The sequence below is a fragment of the Hephaestia sp. MAHUQ-44 genome, from assembly GCF_023806085.1.
Taxonomy (GTDB): Bacteria; Pseudomonadota; Alphaproteobacteria; order Sphingomonadales; family Sphingomonadaceae; genus Sphingomonas.
This window is the reverse complement of record NZ_JAMSLX010000001.1, coordinates 336,870-351,997: the sequence shown is the minus strand read 5'-3', so window position 1 is coordinate 351,997 and position 15,128 is coordinate 336,870. Positions and strand designations below refer to the sequence as shown.

General features: G+C 65.7%; 15 protein-coding genes. 7 read left to right on the top strand and 8 right to left on the bottom strand.

The window, feature by feature from the left end; translation table 11 throughout:
* Positions 1 to 10: 10 nt before the first annotated feature.
* A complete protein-coding gene (locus tag NFE57_RS01655) occupies positions 11 to 901 on the bottom strand; it encodes an LOG family protein (protein WP_252133812.1) in 891 nt (296 codons plus the stop codon).
* A gap of 61 nt (positions 902 to 962) precedes the next feature.
* Complete coding sequence (locus NFE57_RS01650; protein ID WP_252133811.1) at positions 963 to 1,607, bottom strand: extensin family protein; 645 nt, start codon at positions 1,605 to 1,607, stop codon at positions 963 to 965.
* A gap of 114 nt (positions 1,608 to 1,721) precedes the next feature.
* Between NFE57_RS01650 and NFE57_RS01645 the strand changes: the two genes are divergently transcribed.
* On the top strand, positions 1,722 to 4,520 hold the full coding sequence (locus tag NFE57_RS01645) for a [protein-PII] uridylyltransferase (RefSeq protein WP_252133810.1): 2,799 nt from the start codon (positions 1,722 to 1,724) through the stop codon (positions 4,518 to 4,520).
* Here the strand turns inward: NFE57_RS01645 and NFE57_RS01640 are convergent.
* Positions 4,460 to 6,274, bottom strand: a complete 1,815-nt coding sequence (locus NFE57_RS01640; protein WP_252133809.1) for a cation:proton antiporter — start codon at positions 6,272 to 6,274, stop codon at positions 4,460 to 4,462. The two genes, NFE57_RS01645 and NFE57_RS01640, sit on opposite strands and share 61 nt — an antisense overlap.
* Before the next feature lie 256 nt (positions 6,275 to 6,530).
* On the opposite strand from NFE57_RS01640, the gene NFE57_RS01635 reads away from it, so the two are divergent.
* Entirely contained in the window at positions 6,531 to 6,920 is a 390-nt protein-coding gene (locus NFE57_RS01635; RefSeq protein WP_252133910.1) for a VOC family protein, read from the top strand.
* Between the two features lie 34 nt (positions 6,921 to 6,954).
* On the opposite strand, the gene NFE57_RS01630 is transcribed toward NFE57_RS01635, so the two are convergent.
* From NFE57_RS01630 to thrS, 4 genes are all read right to left on the bottom strand, one after another.
* Positions 6,955 to 7,416: a hypothetical protein gene (locus tag NFE57_RS01630; protein WP_252133808.1), complete on the bottom strand. Its 462-nt coding sequence runs from the start codon at positions 7,414 to 7,416 to the stop codon at positions 6,955 to 6,957.
* Positions 7,417 to 7,497: 81 nt separating this feature from the next.
* Entirely contained in the window at positions 7,498 to 8,358 is an 861-nt protein-coding gene (locus NFE57_RS01625) for a glycoside hydrolase family 16 protein (RefSeq protein ID WP_252133807.1), read from the bottom strand.
* A complete protein-coding gene (infC, locus tag NFE57_RS01620) occupies positions 8,355 to 8,885 on the bottom strand; it encodes a translation initiation factor IF-3 (RefSeq protein ID WP_252133806.1) in 531 nt (176 codons plus the stop codon). The genes NFE57_RS01625 and infC overlap by 4 nt, the downstream gene beginning before the upstream one ends.
* A gap of 129 nt (positions 8,886 to 9,014) precedes the next feature.
* Positions 9,015 to 10,994, bottom strand: a complete 1,980-nt coding sequence (gene thrS / locus NFE57_RS01615) for a threonine--tRNA ligase (RefSeq protein ID WP_252133909.1) — start codon at positions 10,992 to 10,994, stop codon at positions 9,015 to 9,017.
* A 213-nt stretch (positions 10,995 to 11,207) separates the two neighbouring features.
* Here thrS and NFE57_RS01610 point away from each other — a divergent pair, with 213 nt between their 5' ends.
* The 4 genes from NFE57_RS01610 (at position 11,208) to NFE57_RS01595 (ending at position 13,974) form a co-directional block, all read left to right on the top strand.
* Complete coding sequence (locus tag NFE57_RS01610; protein ID WP_252133805.1) at positions 11,208 to 11,639, top strand: CHRD domain-containing protein; 432 nt, start codon at positions 11,208 to 11,210, stop codon at positions 11,637 to 11,639.
* An 832-nt stretch (positions 11,640 to 12,471) separates the two neighbouring features.
* Positions 12,472 to 12,873, top strand: a complete 402-nt coding sequence (locus NFE57_RS01605) for a glycine zipper 2TM domain-containing protein (protein ID WP_252133804.1) — start codon at positions 12,472 to 12,474, stop codon at positions 12,871 to 12,873.
* Positions 12,864 to 13,298: an OsmC family protein gene (locus tag NFE57_RS01600; RefSeq protein WP_252133803.1), complete on the top strand. Its 435-nt coding sequence runs from the start codon at positions 12,864 to 12,866 to the stop codon at positions 13,296 to 13,298. The genes NFE57_RS01605 and NFE57_RS01600 overlap by 10 nt, the downstream gene beginning before the upstream one ends.
* Before the next feature lie 109 nt (positions 13,299 to 13,407).
* A complete protein-coding gene (locus NFE57_RS01595; protein WP_252133802.1) occupies positions 13,408 to 13,974 on the top strand; it encodes a glycine zipper 2TM domain-containing protein in 567 nt (188 codons plus the stop codon).
* A 48-nt stretch (positions 13,975 to 14,022) separates the two neighbouring features.
* On the opposite strand, the gene NFE57_RS01590 is transcribed toward NFE57_RS01595, so the two are convergent.
* On the bottom strand, positions 14,023 to 14,244 hold the full coding sequence (locus NFE57_RS01590) for a hypothetical protein (protein ID WP_252133801.1): 222 nt from the start codon (positions 14,242 to 14,244) through the stop codon (positions 14,023 to 14,025).
* A gap of 119 nt (positions 14,245 to 14,363) precedes the next feature.
* Between NFE57_RS01590 and NFE57_RS01585 the strand changes: the two genes are divergently transcribed.
* On the top strand, positions 14,364 to 15,086 hold the full coding sequence (locus NFE57_RS01585; protein ID WP_252133800.1) for a hypothetical protein: 723 nt from the start codon (positions 14,364 to 14,366) through the stop codon (positions 15,084 to 15,086).
* Positions 15,087 to 15,128 lie beyond the last annotated feature (42 nt).

Below are 15,128 nucleotides of genomic sequence, written 5' to 3'. Positions count from 1 at the left end.
TTTTTCGTATCTAGGCCTCGCCGACCGCGGTCGGCCTGGCGCGCTCGCCGCGGTAGAAATTCTGGACCACGTTCCAGCCTTCCTCGGCGGTTTCGACGATGGTGAAGATGTCGAGATCGCGCGGCGAAATGACGCCTTCCTCGCACAAGGCCTCGAAATTGACGACGCGGCTCCAGAAATCCCTGCCGTAGAGCAGGACCGGGATCGGATCGATCTTGCCGGTCTGGATCAGCGTCAGCAGTTCGAACAATTCGTCGAACGTGCCGAACCCGCCGGGAAACGCCGCCAGCGCGCGCGCGTGGAGCAGGAAGTGCATCTTGCGCAGCGCGAAATAATGGAACTGCATGCTCAGCGCGGGCGTCACATAGGGGTTGGGCGCCTGTTCATGCGGCAGCACGATGTTGAGCCCCACCGATTCGGCGCCGACATCGGCAGCGCCGCGATTGGCGGCCTCCATGATCGAGGGTCCGCCGCCCGAGCAGACCACGAACTGGCGCATCCCGTTTTCGTCGAGCGGGAAACTGCTCGCGATCCGCGCCAATTCGCGCGCGACCTCGTAATATTTCGATTTCTCGACCAGCTTCGCGGCAATCTTCTTCGCCGCCTCGCCTTCGGCTGCCTCGAGCAGCGCCCGTGCCTTGTCGGGTTCGGGAATCCGGGCCGACCCGTAAAAGACGAAGGTCGAGCCGATATGCGCCTCGTCGAGCAGCAATTGCGGTTTCAGCAATTCGAGCTGGAAGCGCACCGGTCGCAGGTCTTCGCGCAGCAGGAAATCCATGTCCTGGAAGGCGAGCCGGTAGGCGGGATGTTCGGTTTGGGGGGTGGAAACGCCGTCCTTGGCTGATTCCGCTTCCTGCTTGGCCCCGCGAAACACACGGGACGGTACATACGTATCGCTCATTGCATCGTTCATAAGACGAAAGCACCTGCTTTGCCAATCGATTGCGGCCTTCGACGGGCGGTCAGCGGCAGAAGCGCGCGCCGTCGTCCTCGAGGTGGAAATGGTCGCGATGCGCGCTGTTGTAATCGGGGCTGAGCACGGTGCCGAAACGCTTGCATGCCGAGGCGCGGATCACCTGCAGGAAGGCGTGTACCTGCGGGTCGGGCGACGCCCAGTCGCCCAGCACGCTGATCCGCCGTCCGTCGGCGAGGACGAAACCGGAAATGTCGACCGCGTTGGCGGTGCCATGGCCCGATAGCCGGGTCGACGCGACCCCGACCACCGCGCGGCAGGCATAGGTGCCGAAGGTTTCGATCCTGACGAGGTCGCTGCCCAGCATCTGCCGCGCCGCAGGGGCGACGGCGCTGCGGGCCCAACCCGCAAAGGCGCGTGCCAGCCCGCACCGCATCGGGCCGAGATTGGCCACCGGCACCCCGATATCGAGCAACTGCACCGTGCCGATCGTCGAGCAACCGCCGCCGCGTTCGCGATCGGGCAGCGGATTGAACGCCACCCCGATGCGCTTGAGGTCCGCATGGCACATCTGCGTCTGGCGATCGCTCGGCGTGGCCGTGGCGGCGCGGCGGGGCTCGGAAGGCGGCTTGTGCCCGCCGCCGAAGATGCAGCCCGACAGCAGCAGCGCGGCAAGGGGAATGAGACGCTTCACGTGGGGCGGACCCTATGGGCTGGTTCCGCTGACGGCAACGCCGGTTGCGATGAGCGTCGGCGGGCCGTGCCGAACCGCTGTTGTTCGACGCCTGGCTCGGGTAAAGCCGAACCAATGACCAGCCGCATCGACAGCCTGCCACACCGCCGCCAGATCATCGATCGCCGCGTGCTTGCCGACGCGCTCGCCGCGCTTGACGCGACCGATCCGTCCGCGCTGCGCCGGGCCGCCACCTTGTGCCTCAAACAAGCGCTCGAATCCGGCCGCGCCGAGATCCAGCGCCGTCTGATCGAACATCCCACGCGCGGTCTGGAGGCGGCGGCCGGGCAGGCTTTCCTCACCGATCAATTGCTGCGGCTGCTCTACGATTTCGTGACGACGCGGGTTTATCCCAATACCAACCCGACCGCCGCCGAACGAATCGTGCTGGTCGCGGTGGGCGGCTATGGGCGCGGCGAGATGGCGCCCTTCTCGGATATCGACATCGCCTTCATCACGCCGTGGAAGCAGCCCGCCTGGGCCGAACAGGTCATCGAATCGATGCTCTATTCGTTATGGGACATGGGGCTGAAGATCGGCCATTCGTCGCGCTCGCTCGACGAGATGGCGCGTCAGGCCAAGGCGGACATCACGATCCGCACCGCGCTGCTCGAAGGTCGCTACATCTGGGGCGACATCGCGCTCTATGACGAGGCGGCGCGGCGCTTCAAGGCCGAGGTGCAGGCCGATACCGCGCGCCAGTTCATCACCGACAAGCTCGACGAACGCAACGCGCGCCACAAGAAGATGGGCGACAGCCGTTATGTCGTCGAACCCAATGTCAAAGAGGGCAAGGGCGGTCTGCGCGATCTGCATACCTTATTCTGGATCGGCAAATATTCGTACAACGTCCGCACCGTTGCCGAACTGGTCGAGACGGGGTTGCTGACCCGTCTCGAATATCGCCAGTTTCACCGCGCCGAGAATTTCCTGTGGGCGGTGCGCTGCCATCTCCACTCGATCGCCGGGCGCGCCGAAGACCGGCTGACCTTCGACATGCAGCGCGAGATTGCGGCGCGCATGAAGTACGCCGACCGGCCCGGCAAATCGCCGGTCGAACGCTTCATGCAATTCTATTTCCTTCAGGCGAAGGCGGTGGGCGACCTGACGGGCTTGTTCCTCGCGCATCTCGACGAAAAATTCGCCGCGCACGGCCGCCGTTTCGGGCTGCCCCGGCTGCGGCGGCGCCCGAGCAAGCTCAAGGGCTTCGTGCTCGATCGCGGCCGGCTCGCGATCCCGGCGGAGGATTTTTTCGAGCAGGACCCGGCCCGTCTTGTGGAGCTGTTCCAGCTTGCCGATCTGCACGCGCTCGAAATCCACCCGCTTGCGATGCGTGCCGCCGCGCGCGACGCCAAGCTGGTCGACGACATCCGCCGCGAACCTCGCGTCAACGCGCTGTTCCTCGCGGTGCTGACGAGCCCGCGCGATCCCGAAACGGTGCTGCGCTGGATGAACGAGGCGGGGGTGTTCGGGCGGCTGGTGCCCGATTTCGGCCGCGTCGTCGCGCAGATGCAGTTCGACATGTACCATCATTATACGGTCGACGAGCACACGATCCGGGCGATCGGCCTCCTGTCGCAGATCGAGCACGGCGCGCTCAAGGCCGAGCATCCGCTCTCGACCAGCATCCTCAAGCATATCGGCGAATCGTCGCGGCGCGTGCTCTATGTCGCGGTGCTGCTCCACGACATCGCCAAGGGTCGCGGCGGCGATCATTCGGTGCTGGGCGCGGAGGTCGCGCGGCGGCTGGGCCCGCGCTTCGGGTTGAATGCCGCCGAGACCGAGACCGTCGCGTGGCTGGTGCGCCACCATCTGCTGATGTCGGCGACGGTGTTCAAGCGCGATCTTGCCGATTTCAAGACGATCCTCGATTTCTGCGAGGTGGTGAAAAGCCCCGAGCGGCTGCGGCTGCTGCTGGTGTTGACGGTGGTCGATATCCGCGCGGTCGGGCCGGGGGTGTGGAACGGCTGGAAGAAGCAGCTCCTCACCGAACTCTACGACGCCGCCGAGGAAGTGCTGCGGCTCGGCCACAAGCACAAGCGGCGCGGCGAGCGGATCGCCGCCAAGCAGGAGGGGCTCGCCGCGACCCTGGACTGGGACGACGCCGCTTTCGCCGCGCACGTCCGCAGCCTGCCTGAAGCCTATTGGATCGCCGAGCCCGAGGATGTGCTGGAGCGCAACGCGCGGCTGATGGCGCAGGCGAATGGTGCCCCGCTCTCGATCGCGGCGCAGGTCTATCCCGAGCGCGGCGCGACGCTGGTGACGATCTACGCCACCGATCATCCCGGGCTGTTCTACCGCGCTGCGGGGGCGATCCATGTCGCGGGCGGCAATATCATCGACGCGCGCATCCACACCACGCGCGACGGCATGGCGCTCGACAATTTCCTCGTCCAGGACCCCGTCGGGCGGCCGTTCGATCATCCCGACCAGCTCGATCGGCTCAAGTCCTCGATCGAGGACGCCTTCGCCAACCGCATCCCGCTGGCCGATCGGCTCAAGGCCAAGCCGCTGCCGCGCGCGCGCGCCGAGGCGTTCGAGATCGCGCCCAATGTCATCATCGACAACGGCGCCTCGAACCGCTTCACCGTGATCGAGGTCAACGCCCGCGACGGCCCCGCCTTGCTCCATCGGCTGGCGCAGGCGTTGTTCCAATCGAAGGTGACGCTGCATTCGGCGCACGTTGCAACCTATGGCGCACGCGCGGTCGACACCTTTTACGTCACCGACCTGACCGGCGAAAAGCTCGCCAGCGCGCAGCGGCTCAAGGCGCTCGAACGCCGCCTGCTGGCCGCCGCCGCCGGGACGGTCGATCAGGCCGGCGCGTCGGCGTTGGACCTTGAGGGCGGCCTGCGCGGCGGTTCGGGCGGATAGAAAGCGATCACGCTGTCGCCGGGCTCGATCACCGGCCGTGCCTTGGTCGAAAACAGCAGCAGATTGCCTTCCTCATCGAGCAGGGCGACCGGCTCGGCGCCCTCGGGCAGTTGCTCGCGAAACCGGTCGTAGCCGAATTTCTCGGTGATCCTGGTCCGGCTGAAGGTCCAGCCGGCGGCAATCCGCTCCTCCAGCGCCTCGATCGACGCGCCGCTGGGCAACAGCACGCGCGCCCGCACATGGCTCGGCCGGTCTTCGTCATGCCCGGTCTGCGCCAGCCGCTCGACGCCGAGTTCGGGGCCGAGGTCGCTGCACACCAGCGCATTGTACGCGTCGTTCTCGGTCGCCGCGATCACCTGCTGGAACCGGCCCATATCGAGCTGGCTCTGCGTCGCCTCGTCGAGCACGTCGCCGAGGTGCACGGCAAGCTCGTGCTTGCGTGCCCCGCGCAGCGCGAATTTGCTGGTATCGGCGACCGTCACCGCGAGCCCATATTGTTTGAGCGCGCTGCCGAACGCATTGGTCCAGCCGTTCGCGCCGATCAGCAGCACGTCGAGTTCCTTGCCCTGATCGATGCCGAGCCGCCGTGCCCACCATGAGGCGGAAAAACTGTGCGCGAAGATCGTCACGATCACCACCGCGAACCCCAGCGATTGCAGTTCGCGCGCGCCGATGAAGCCCAGATCGGCAAGCCGCAGCGAAAACAGCCCGGTAACCGCGACCGCGACGATCCCGCGCGGCGCGATCCACGCGACGAACAGCCGCTCGCGCCACGGCACCGCCGAAAAGGCAAGGCTCGCCAGCACCGTCGCGGGGCGGATGGCGAACAGCAGCAGCACGAGGAACAACACGAAGCGGAGCCGGAAATGCGCGATCACCTGGTAGTCGAGCGTCGCCGACAGGATGATGAACACCCCCGAGATGAGCAGGACCGCGAGATCCTCCTTGAACCGGCGCAGCGCGATGCTCGAATACATCGGCCGGTTGGCCATCACCACGCCCATCACGGTCACCGTAATCAGCCCGGTTTCGTGCTTGATGACGTCGGCGAGCACGAAGCCGCCGATCACCGTCACCAGCAGTACCGGCGCCATCAGGAATTCGGGCACATAGCCGCGTGGGAACAAGGTGGTGACGGCATAGCCCAGCGCCACCCCGATCGCGACCGCGATCGCGGCGGCCCCCGCCATGTCGAACCCGATCGCCATCGCATCGCGCGAGACGCCGGCATAAGTGATATAGCCGTAGATCGCCGCCCCCAGCAGCGCACCGATCGGATCGTTGACGATCCCTTCCCATTTCAGGATGTCGCGGGTGCGCGCGGGCACGCGCAGCGTCCGCAGCATCGGCCCGATCACCGTCGGCCCCGTCACCACCATGATCCCGCCGAACACCGCCGAGATGCCAAGCGGCAGCCCCGCGGCGTAATGCGCCGCCAGCGTGCCGAGCAGGGCGCCCACCGGTACCCCGATCACCATCAGCCGCAGCACCGCCGGGCCGGCATGGCGCAACTCGCGGAAGTTGAGGCTCAGCCCCGCGGCGAACAGGATCACCGCGACGGCGAGCTTGATGATCGGTTCCTGCAAATCGCCGAAATCGCGCTCGGGGACGATCCAGCCGAGCACCGGCCCGGCGATGATCCCCGCGATCAGCATCAGCACGATCGCCGGCCGGCCGGTACGCCACGCAACCCACTGCGCGCCGACCCCCAACAGGCCGATCAGCGCCATTTTCACCATCAGTGATTCGGACATCGGCGTTCCCTGCGGTCTTGGAGGCTGGGATGCAACCGCCTGAACCCGTTGCTGGTTTCATTTGAGCCGGATTCAGCTGTGCTGAATCCGGGCACGGCACCGGCCCTCTCCCCCACCCCTCCACCCAGTCAGGATAATGTCTTGGGAGGAGGGGTGGGGGAGAGGGCCGGTGCCGCTTCCACGTCAGGGGATCAACCTCTGGTACCGCACCGGCGAAGCGATTAAACTGGGCTGGCGGTCGATCAGGAGCAGGACGATGCCGGTACAGGGAATAGGCGGTCTCTTCTTCCGCGCGCGCGATCCCGAGGCGCTTTCCGACTGGTATCGCCGCCACCTCGGCATCGGCGCGGGGTGCGCCGCCGAGGGGACGGGCGCGCCCGACGAATGGTCTTGGAAAACCGAAGGCGGCCCGGTGGTGTTCGCGCCGTTCAAGGCTGACAGCGATTATTTCGCCGCCGACAAGCAATGGATGCTCAACCTGCGCGTCACCGATCTCGAAGGGCTGCTCGAACAATTGAACGCCAGCGGCATCGCGATCGAAACCCGTGCCGAGTGGGACAACCCCGACATCGGCAACTTCGCCCGCATCCACGACCCCGAAGGCAACACGATCGAACTATGGGAGCCGCCCGCCAGCGACGATTGATGGCGACGGTGGCTTTCGCTCCAGAAGCGTGCATTTAGCCTTTGCGCTTCTTTGGCCACCACCAGAAATTGACGATAGTGCCGCTCCTACCGAAACCCACGCCGAAGTCAGCGTGATCGGAGGATACATCCTTCACCGCTTCCGAGAGATTAGAGATGTCCTCCGGTCGGAGAGGCATGGCAAAAACATCAACGGAAAGGCCGATTGTGCCAGTCCCATCAAGATCGTTACCAAGGCGGAGTTTCGCCGGAACATCAAGCCGAAGATCGTGATCACCAAAGATGTGGTCTGCTCCGACTTCTCGGGGATCGGTCACCGAGAGAGTGCGATAAGCGGGTTCTGTGGCACTGGAAAGAATATCGAAAAGCCCGATCAGGCTGGCGCAGCCGTCCTGATCTGCTGTGAAGTGCCAACCGTCATACCTCTTCGGGGCCCTGCGGTAGCGCCAAAGACTAATGCGCCCTTCCTGTCTCCATGATCCGAGAGCTTCTTCCATGACGGCATTATAGCAGGCGAATGACCACTTCCCACCCAAAACTGGACGTCCCAAGCGGCCGCGTGACCGTGCGCTACTCTTTCACCGCTCCCACACCCGCACATAATCGACCACCATCGTCGACGGGAACGCATCGTCGTCGATCCCCTGTTGCCCGCCCCAGCCGCCGACCGCAACGTTGAGGATCAGGAATTCGGGGCGGTCGAACGGCCAGGTCGCGGGATCGCCCTTACCGTCATTGTCGAAGCGCATATGCGCGCGGCCGTCGACGCCGATCAGCAGGCGCTCGCGAGTCCAGTCGAGCTGATAGGTGTGGAAGGCGGTGCAGGCGTCGGCCAGCCGCATTTGCGCGCCGACCTGCGTGCCCGCGACATGGTTGTACGCCTTGGTGTGGATCGTGCCGTGGACGACGCCTTCGTCCCAGCCGACATGCTCCATGATGTCGATCTCGCCCTGCGCGGGCCAGCCTGCGCGATCGTCGGCGCCGAGCATCCAGATCGCCGGCCATACCCCGCGCCCGCAGGCGAGGCGCGCACGCACCTCGACGAAGGCGTGCGTCCATTGCGCATGGCCGCGCGTCAGCAGTCGTGCCGATGTATAGGCCTGCCCGCCATAATCATCGGCGTCGCGCAACGCCTCGTGGCGCGCGGTGATGAGCAGCGTGCCGTCCTCGACGCGCGCGTTTTGCGGGCGACCGGCGGCGTAATATTGCTTTTCGTCGTTGAACCAGCCCTGCTTGTTCCAGGCGGTGTCATATGCCCATTTCGCCGGATCGGGCAGGCCCGGCGTGTCGAACTCGTCGGCCCAATCGGGCGCGCGGTCGGGTGCCGCCAGCGGCAGATCGACCGCGGCGTTCTGAGCAGCGAGGTTGCGGGGCGCATCCTGCGCCTGCGCGCTCGCGGCAAGGGCGATCACCGCCATCACCGCGAGCAGGCGGGTCATTTGGGTGAGAGCACCATCAGCATCTGCCGACCTTCCATCCGCGGATGCGCTTCGATTTTGGCAATTTCGGAAGTTTCTTCGGCGACGCGCCGCAGCACGGCCATGCCGAGCTGGCCGTGGCTCAGTTCGCGGCCGCGGAAGCGCATGGTGATCTTCACCTTGTCGCCATCCTCGATGAACTCATGAACCTTCTTCATCTTGGTCGCATAATCGTGATCATCGATGTTGGGACGCATCTTGATTTCTTTGATGTCCTGCGTCTTCTGCGTCTTACGGGCCTGATTGGCCTTTTTCTGCGCTTCGTACTTGAATTTGCCGACATCGAGGAATTTGGCGACGGGCGGATCGGCGTTGGGCGAGACCTCGACGAGGTCGAGACCGACCTCTGCTGCCTGCTCGATCGCCTCGCGCGTGTACATCACCCCCAGATTTTCGCCCTCGTGATCGATCACGCGGACCTTCTGGCTCTGGATGAATTCGTTGTAACGCGGGCCGTTCATCGGCGGGGGCGCCAGCGGGCGCCGCATTGGGGGTCGTATAACGGTGTCTCCTACAGTGGATGGCGAGAGTCGATCGGGCGCACGCATAACGCATCGCGACGCGTTCTGGAAGATAGCCGAATCACCGATCGGCGTGGCAACGGCACGCTTTCCGGCTCATTGCATGTCGGGTGCCCTGGCCTCTTGTACAAGGCGCGCCACCGCCGCGTCGAGCGAGAGCATCTGCTGCCCTTGCCCGCCGAGCACGCGCAGCGCCACCGTGGCTTCTTCCGCCTCGCGTTTGCCGACGACGAGCAGGTTGGGCACCTTGGCAAGGCTGTGCTCGCGCACCTTATAATTGATCTTCTCGTTGCGGAGATCGGTCTCGACGCGCAGCCCCGCGGCCTTGAGCGTCGCCGCCACCTCGCGCGCATAATCGTCGACGTCGGACACGATCGTCGCCACCACTGCCTGCACCGGCGCGAGCCAGGCCGGCAGCTTGCCCGCATAATGTTCGATCAGGATGCCGATGAACCGCTCATAGCTGCCGAAGATCGCACGATGGAGCATGATCGGCCGGTGGCGTTCGCCGTCCTCGCCGACATAGCTTGCGTCGAGCCGTTCGGGCAGCACGCGGTCGGACTGGATCGTGCCGACCTGCCACGTCCGCCCGATTGCGTCGGTCAGATGCCATTCGAGCTTGGGGGCGTAGAACGCGCCCTCGCCGGGCAGTTCTTCCCAGCCATATTGCTCGGTCGCGAAGCCCGCCTTGGCCACCGCGTCGCGCAATTCGGCCTCGGCCTGATCCCACACCGCGTCGCTGCCGAAGCGCTTCTCGGGGCGCAGCGCGAGCTTGATCGCATAGCGGAAGCCGAAATCGGTGTAGATGCGATCGGCAAGCTGGCAGAAGGCGCGGACCTCGTCGACGATCTGGTCCTCGCGGCAGAAGATATGCGCATCGTCCTGCGTGAACTGGCGCACGCGCATCAGCCCGTGGAGCGCGCCGTGCGGCTCGTTCCTGTGGCAGCAGCCGTTTTCGTAGATCCGCAAGGGCAGGTCGCGATACGATTTGATCCCCTGTTTGAAGATCAGCACGTGCGCCGGGCAGTTCATCGGCTTGAGCGCCATCCATTCGGCGGCGTCCGAGACCAGCGGGCCCTCATCCTCGGTATTGGGGATTTCGTCGGGGATGACGAACATATTCTCGCGATATTTGCCCCAATGGCCCGATTGCTCCCATTGGCGCGCGTCCATCACCTGCGGCGTCTTGACCTCGGCATAGTCGGCGCCGTCGATCGCGCGGCGCATATAGGCCTCGAGCTCGCGCCAGATGGTGTAGCCGTGCGGATGCCAGAAGACGCTGCCATGCGCTTCCTGCTGGAGGTGGAACAGGTCCATCTCGGCGCCCAGCTTGCGATGGTCGCGCTTGCCCGCTTCCTCGAGCCGGTGGAGGTGCGCGTCGAGCTGCTTCTTGTTGAGCCAGCCGGTGCCGTAGATGCGGCTCAGCATCGCGTTCTTCTGGTCGCCGCGCCAATAGGCGCCCGAGACGCGCGTCAGCTTGAAGGCGGCGGGATCGAGCTTGCCGGTCGAGGCAAGGTGCGGCCCGCGGCACATATCGAGCCACGCGCCTTGCTTATAGACCGTCAGTTCCTCGCCCTCGGGCAGTTCGGCGGCCCATTCGGCCTTGAACGTCTCACCCTCGGCGGTCCAGCGATCGATCAGTTGCTGGCGGCTCCACACTTCGCGCACGAACGGCGAATCGCGCGCGATGATCTCGCGCATCTTCGCCTCGATCGCGGGCAGGTCTTCCTCGGTAAAGGGGCGGTCCCTGGGCGCGAAATCGTAATAGAAGCCGTCGTCGGTCGCCGGGCCGAAGGTGATCTGCGTGCCGGGAAACAGCGTCTGCACCGCCTCGGCGAGGACATGCGCGAAATCGTGGCGCACCAGTTCGAGCGCCTCGGCCTCGTCCTTCGCGGTGATCAGCGCGAGTTGGGTGTCGCCCTCGAATGCGCGCATGATGTCGCGCACCTCGCCGTCGATCCGCGCCGCCAGCGCGGCTTTGGCCAGCCCCGGCCCGATCGCCGCGGCGACGTCCGCGGGGGTAGTCCCCGGCGCTACCTCGCGGACGGAACCGTCGGGCAGCGTGATTCGGAACATCTCGGACACGGGGGAGCGCTTTCGTTGGAAGGTGATGATCAAGGTGGCGGCTTATGCCGCCGCGCACCCCCTTTAGGCAAGCGATCGCGCGCGGGCGAGCGCGCTTTGCTCGCCGGCCATTCGAGCCCGATCGGCGCAAACGGGCCGACACTGCTTCCCCATGAGCGGATCAAACTCTAATCAAATCCCGAACCGACCCAAAGGAGCTGCCCCATGACTCGCTTTGTCCTGCTCATTCCTGCCCTTGCGCTCGCGGGCTGCGCCACGATTGCCGGCACCGTCGGCGAAAGCTGGAATGCGGCGCTGGTCGGGGGCCAGGAAGTGCCCGATCCCGGCGATCCCGATGGCACCGGCACGATCCGCCTGACGGCCGATTCGGCGACCAATACGGTGTGCTACACGCTCGACGTGCGCGATATTTCGACGCCCACCGCGGCGCATATCCACAAGGGCGCGCGTGGCGTCGCGGGGCCGGTGGTGCTGCCGCTCGCGGCGCCCGTCACCGGCCGCTCGAAGGAATGTCTGAGCGTCGACAAGGCGCTGGCGGCGGCGATCATCGCCGATCCGGCGGGCTATTATGCCAATGTCCACACCGCCGATTATCCCAAGGGGGCGATTCGCGGCCAGCTCGCCGCCACCCGCTGAGGCTGATCGCGCGCCCGCGCGGCACGGTGCGGGCGGCCCAGGCAAAAATAGAGGGGCCGACATTGCTGTCGACCCCTCCGTGTCGCCGGACTTCGCTCAGCCGGCCAGCCCCGAAGGGCAGCCGCCTGATCCAGGTCAGCGGCATGCTTCAAACGCTCCTCGAAAGGCGCGCCTGTCGCGGGTCGGTCACCGGGGCCGTCCGTCTGCGTGTCCGAAGACACGCCGCGGTTTCGGCCTCGGCGGCCTGGCGTCGCGGGTCGATCGAGATCGTGCCCGCGCCGCTGTGGTCGTGCCGGTTTCCGATAGCCGTGTCCCACCCGGTGAAAGGGGGCGCGGCGCTCGGCCCGGTCGCGGCCTGCCTCTACCTGTGCCCGAAGGCATGGTTGAGACGGGGCGGATGCGTCCTTTGCGATGCCTGTGGACGATCGCTTGCGCGACAATCCGGCAAGGCTTCACGAAGTCCTTATCCTGACTGATCCGAACCACGGTTTCCTTGCGGCACCAGTGCTTTGGCTCAGCCGTAAACTCCTGATCTTTCGGCGATTTCTCGCTTCGATCTCATCGGTCTACAGTGGTGATGCTGTCATCTTTCCCGAGTCGCGCCAAGCACATAAGGCCCCGTCCAGCCTGTGGATAACGTGGATATCGTGCATGATGGGTCACGATGTTGCACAGCCCCGACAGCATCTATCAACGCGTGCTTTCGTGCCCCCCGATGCAACCCGATCGTGGGGCGAGCGTTTCGCTATCGTATCGAGCCGTGCTGCACGGTATCGCTCGTCATCCGCCGCCGGCATCGGTGCCGCTCCGGCCAAAAAGAAGGATTGATTTGATGAAGCCGATTCTGATCGCGCTCGGCGCGGTATCGTTGTTGGCGCTGGGCGCGTGCGCCGATACGTACGGTTCCAGCAATCGTTACGACAGCCGCTATGGCCCCAGCTACAGCCAGGCGCCCGAGGGCAATTACGATGCCTATCGTCATTATCGTAACGACAAGCGCTATCGCGAACGCCGGCTGACCCGCGAGGATCGCGTCTATCGCGGCTCCGACGGCCGCTATTATTGCAAGCGCGACGACGGCACGACCGGCCTGATCGTCGGTGCGCTCGGCGGCGGCGTGCTCGGCAACATCATCGCGCCGGGCGGTTCGGGGCTGCTGGGCACGCTGCTCGGCGCCGGGGCCGGTGCGATTGCCGGTCAGGCGATCGACAAGGGGGACGCGAAATGTCGATAATTCGCAGCGCCTCGGCGCGCTATGAAGGGCTAGGCAAGGACGGCAAGGGGCATGTCTCGACCGGTTCGGGCGTGCTCGCCGACCAGCCTTATGGCTTTACCACCCGGTTCGAGGGTGCCCCCGGCACCAACCCCGAAGAACTGATCGCCGCCGCGCACGCCTCGTGCTTCACGATGGCGCTCAGCTTCGGGTTGGCGAAAGCGGGCTTTGCCGACGGCACGCTGGAGACCACGGCCAAGGTCGCGCTCGACAAGGATGGCGATGGCTTCAAGGTGACGCGTTCGGATCTGACGCTCAAGGCCAGCGTCCCCGGCATCGATCCGGCACGCTTCGCCGAGATCGCCAGAGGTGCCGAGCAGAATTGCCCGATCTCGAAGGTGCTCAATGCCGAAATTTCGCTGGATTATCGGTTGAACGACGGTTGAACGGAGGCGCGGCGGCTTTCGGCGTGGTGAACGGCCGGTGCTTCTGCGGTTCACATCGCATGGTCTAACGTCTTCGCCTGTTGTCGTGCAGAGACGAAGGAGTTGGACCATGCGCATCTTGATTCTTGCCGCGACCGCGCTCGCCGTCACCGTGACGGCGATGCCCGCCGCCGCCCAGCGAAGCCCTTACCAGGTCGAACGCGAGTATCGTCACGACGTGCGGGACGCCGATCGGGATTACCGTCGCGATTTGCGGCGCGCCGATTCGCACAAGGACGTGCGCAAGGCAGAGCGCAATTATCGCAAGGATATCCGCAAGGCTGAGCGCGAACGCCGCAAGGACATGCGAGACTGGCGGCGCTATCGCAGCTACGACTGGAACCGTTACGAGCCCGGCTACCGCCATTATTATGCCGACCGCTATTATCGCGACGGGCGCTATTACCAGCCACGTCGCCTGACGCGGGCGGATCGCATCTATCGCGGCAACAACGGGCGTTATTACTGTCGCCGGTCGGATGGTACGACGGGGCTGATTATCGGCGGCCTTACCGGTGGGGTGGTCGGCAACTTCATTACCAATGGCGAGTCACGCGTGCTCGGGACGCTGCTCGGTGCGGGCGCGGGGGCGCTGCTCGGCAACGAAATCGATCGCGGCCAGATCGTTTGCCGCTGATCGCGCGCAAGCGGGGAAGGGCCGGCTGCGGCCGGGCCTTCCCGCGCGTCAGATCAGGCCGCCGCCCAGAAACAGCCGCACGACGCACACCAGAATCACTACCAGGTTGAAGTTGCGGCCGCCGTTGCGCGATGACAGCGCCCCCAGCCCGAACCCCACCACCGCGATCAGCAGCACGCCCCAGTTCATCCAGCCGAGCAGCGGGACGAACGCAGGAACCGCCAGCGCCAGCGCGACGATCCCGACCAGAAAAGAGAGAATGTTGAGCATGGCGCATCCTGTGTTGGCGCGGGCGCGGTGGCAAGCCTGCCCGCGCATGTACGGTGCGATCAACCGACTTTAAACTTTTCGGGGTCATTTACCGTCTTTTCGACGGACAGGATGAATCCGTGCCGCGCGCGCCGATCACGATCATTGTCGCCGGGATGCTCGCGGCGTTCGCGCTGGCCGCCTGCGGTCGCGAGGCGCCAAACGCCGCCGCGCCATCGCGCGTCGCCGGGTTCGATCCCGCGCTCGCCGAGGCGCTGGCCGATCCGATCCTCGTCGATCCCGATCTCGGCCAGCAGGCCAATGGCGATGCGCTGCGCCCGCCCGATCGCCCGCCATCGGGTGGGCTGCCGCCGATCGCCATCGCCCCGCTCGCGCCGCCTGTGGTGCCGGCGGGTGAGATGCCCGCGCCGCACGCCGACTGCCCGGCCTGCAAACAGGCCCGTGGCGCGCTGACGCTGGGCGCGCTCGCAGCGGTCCAGGCCGATCCCGCGCTGCGTGGCTGTGCCGCGCAGCTTCGCTATTCGGCGCGCTGGGCAGCGCGGATGCCCGCCGCGCTGCCCTTGGCCAGCGATGCACGGGTACTGATCGCTGCCGGTGCCGATAGCGATCGATGCGCGCTACGTGCGGTGCGCTTCGTGTCCGCGGCCTCGGTCGAGGATGTGATGCGCATCTATCATGCCCACGCTGCCGCGGCCGGTTTTACCGCCGATTACGGTATGGATGGAGCGCTGGCAGTGCTTCGCGGATCGCGCGCTCGGGGGCGTCATGGCTATGTCGTTGTCGCCCAGCCTTATGCCGATGGCGGCAGCCTCGTCGATCTTGTCGTCAATGCTGCGGGTTGACCGTGCTTCTCACGGCCGCCGACCTGCGCTAACGCGCGTCTC

Bases quoted from the DNA above. Each gene is read 5' to 3' on its own strand.
- NFE57_RS01655 (WP_252133812.1), bottom strand. From the start codon at position 901: ATGAGCGATACGTATGTACCGTCCCGTGTGTTTCGCGGGGCCAAGCAG.
- NFE57_RS01645 (WP_252133810.1), top strand. From the start codon at position 1,722: ATGACCAGCCGCATCGACAGCCTGCCACACCGCCGCCAGATCATCGAT.
- NFE57_RS01640 (WP_252133809.1), bottom strand. From the start codon at position 6,274: ATGTCCGAATCACTGATGGTGAAAATGGCGCTGATCGGCCTGTTGGGG.
- NFE57_RS01635 (WP_252133910.1), top strand. From the start codon at position 6,531: ATGCCGGTACAGGGAATAGGCGGTCTCTTCTTCCGCGCGCGCGATCCC.
- NFE57_RS01630 (WP_252133808.1), bottom strand. From the start codon at position 7,416: ATGGAAGAAGCTCTCGGATCATGGAGACAGGAAGGGCGCATTAGTCTT.
- NFE57_RS01625 (WP_252133807.1), bottom strand. From the start codon at position 8,358: ATGACCCGCCTGCTCGCGGTGATGGCGGTGATCGCCCTTGCCGCGAGC.
- infC (WP_252133806.1), bottom strand. From the start codon at position 8,885: ATGCGGCGCCCGCTGGCGCCCCCGCCGATGAACGGCCCGCGTTACAAC.
- thrS (WP_252133909.1), bottom strand. From the start codon at position 10,994: ATGTTCCGAATCACGCTGCCCGACGGTTCCGTCCGCGAGGTAGCGCCG.
- NFE57_RS01610 (WP_252133805.1), top strand. From the start codon at position 11,208: ATGACTCGCTTTGTCCTGCTCATTCCTGCCCTTGCGCTCGCGGGCTGC.
- NFE57_RS01605 (WP_252133804.1), top strand. From the start codon at position 12,472: ATGAAGCCGATTCTGATCGCGCTCGGCGCGGTATCGTTGTTGGCGCTG.
- NFE57_RS01600 (WP_252133803.1), top strand. From the start codon at position 12,864: ATGTCGATAATTCGCAGCGCCTCGGCGCGCTATGAAGGGCTAGGCAAG.
- NFE57_RS01595 (WP_252133802.1), top strand. From the start codon at position 13,408: ATGCGCATCTTGATTCTTGCCGCGACCGCGCTCGCCGTCACCGTGACG.
- NFE57_RS01590 (WP_252133801.1), bottom strand. From the start codon at position 14,244: ATGCTCAACATTCTCTCTTTTCTGGTCGGGATCGTCGCGCTGGCGCTG.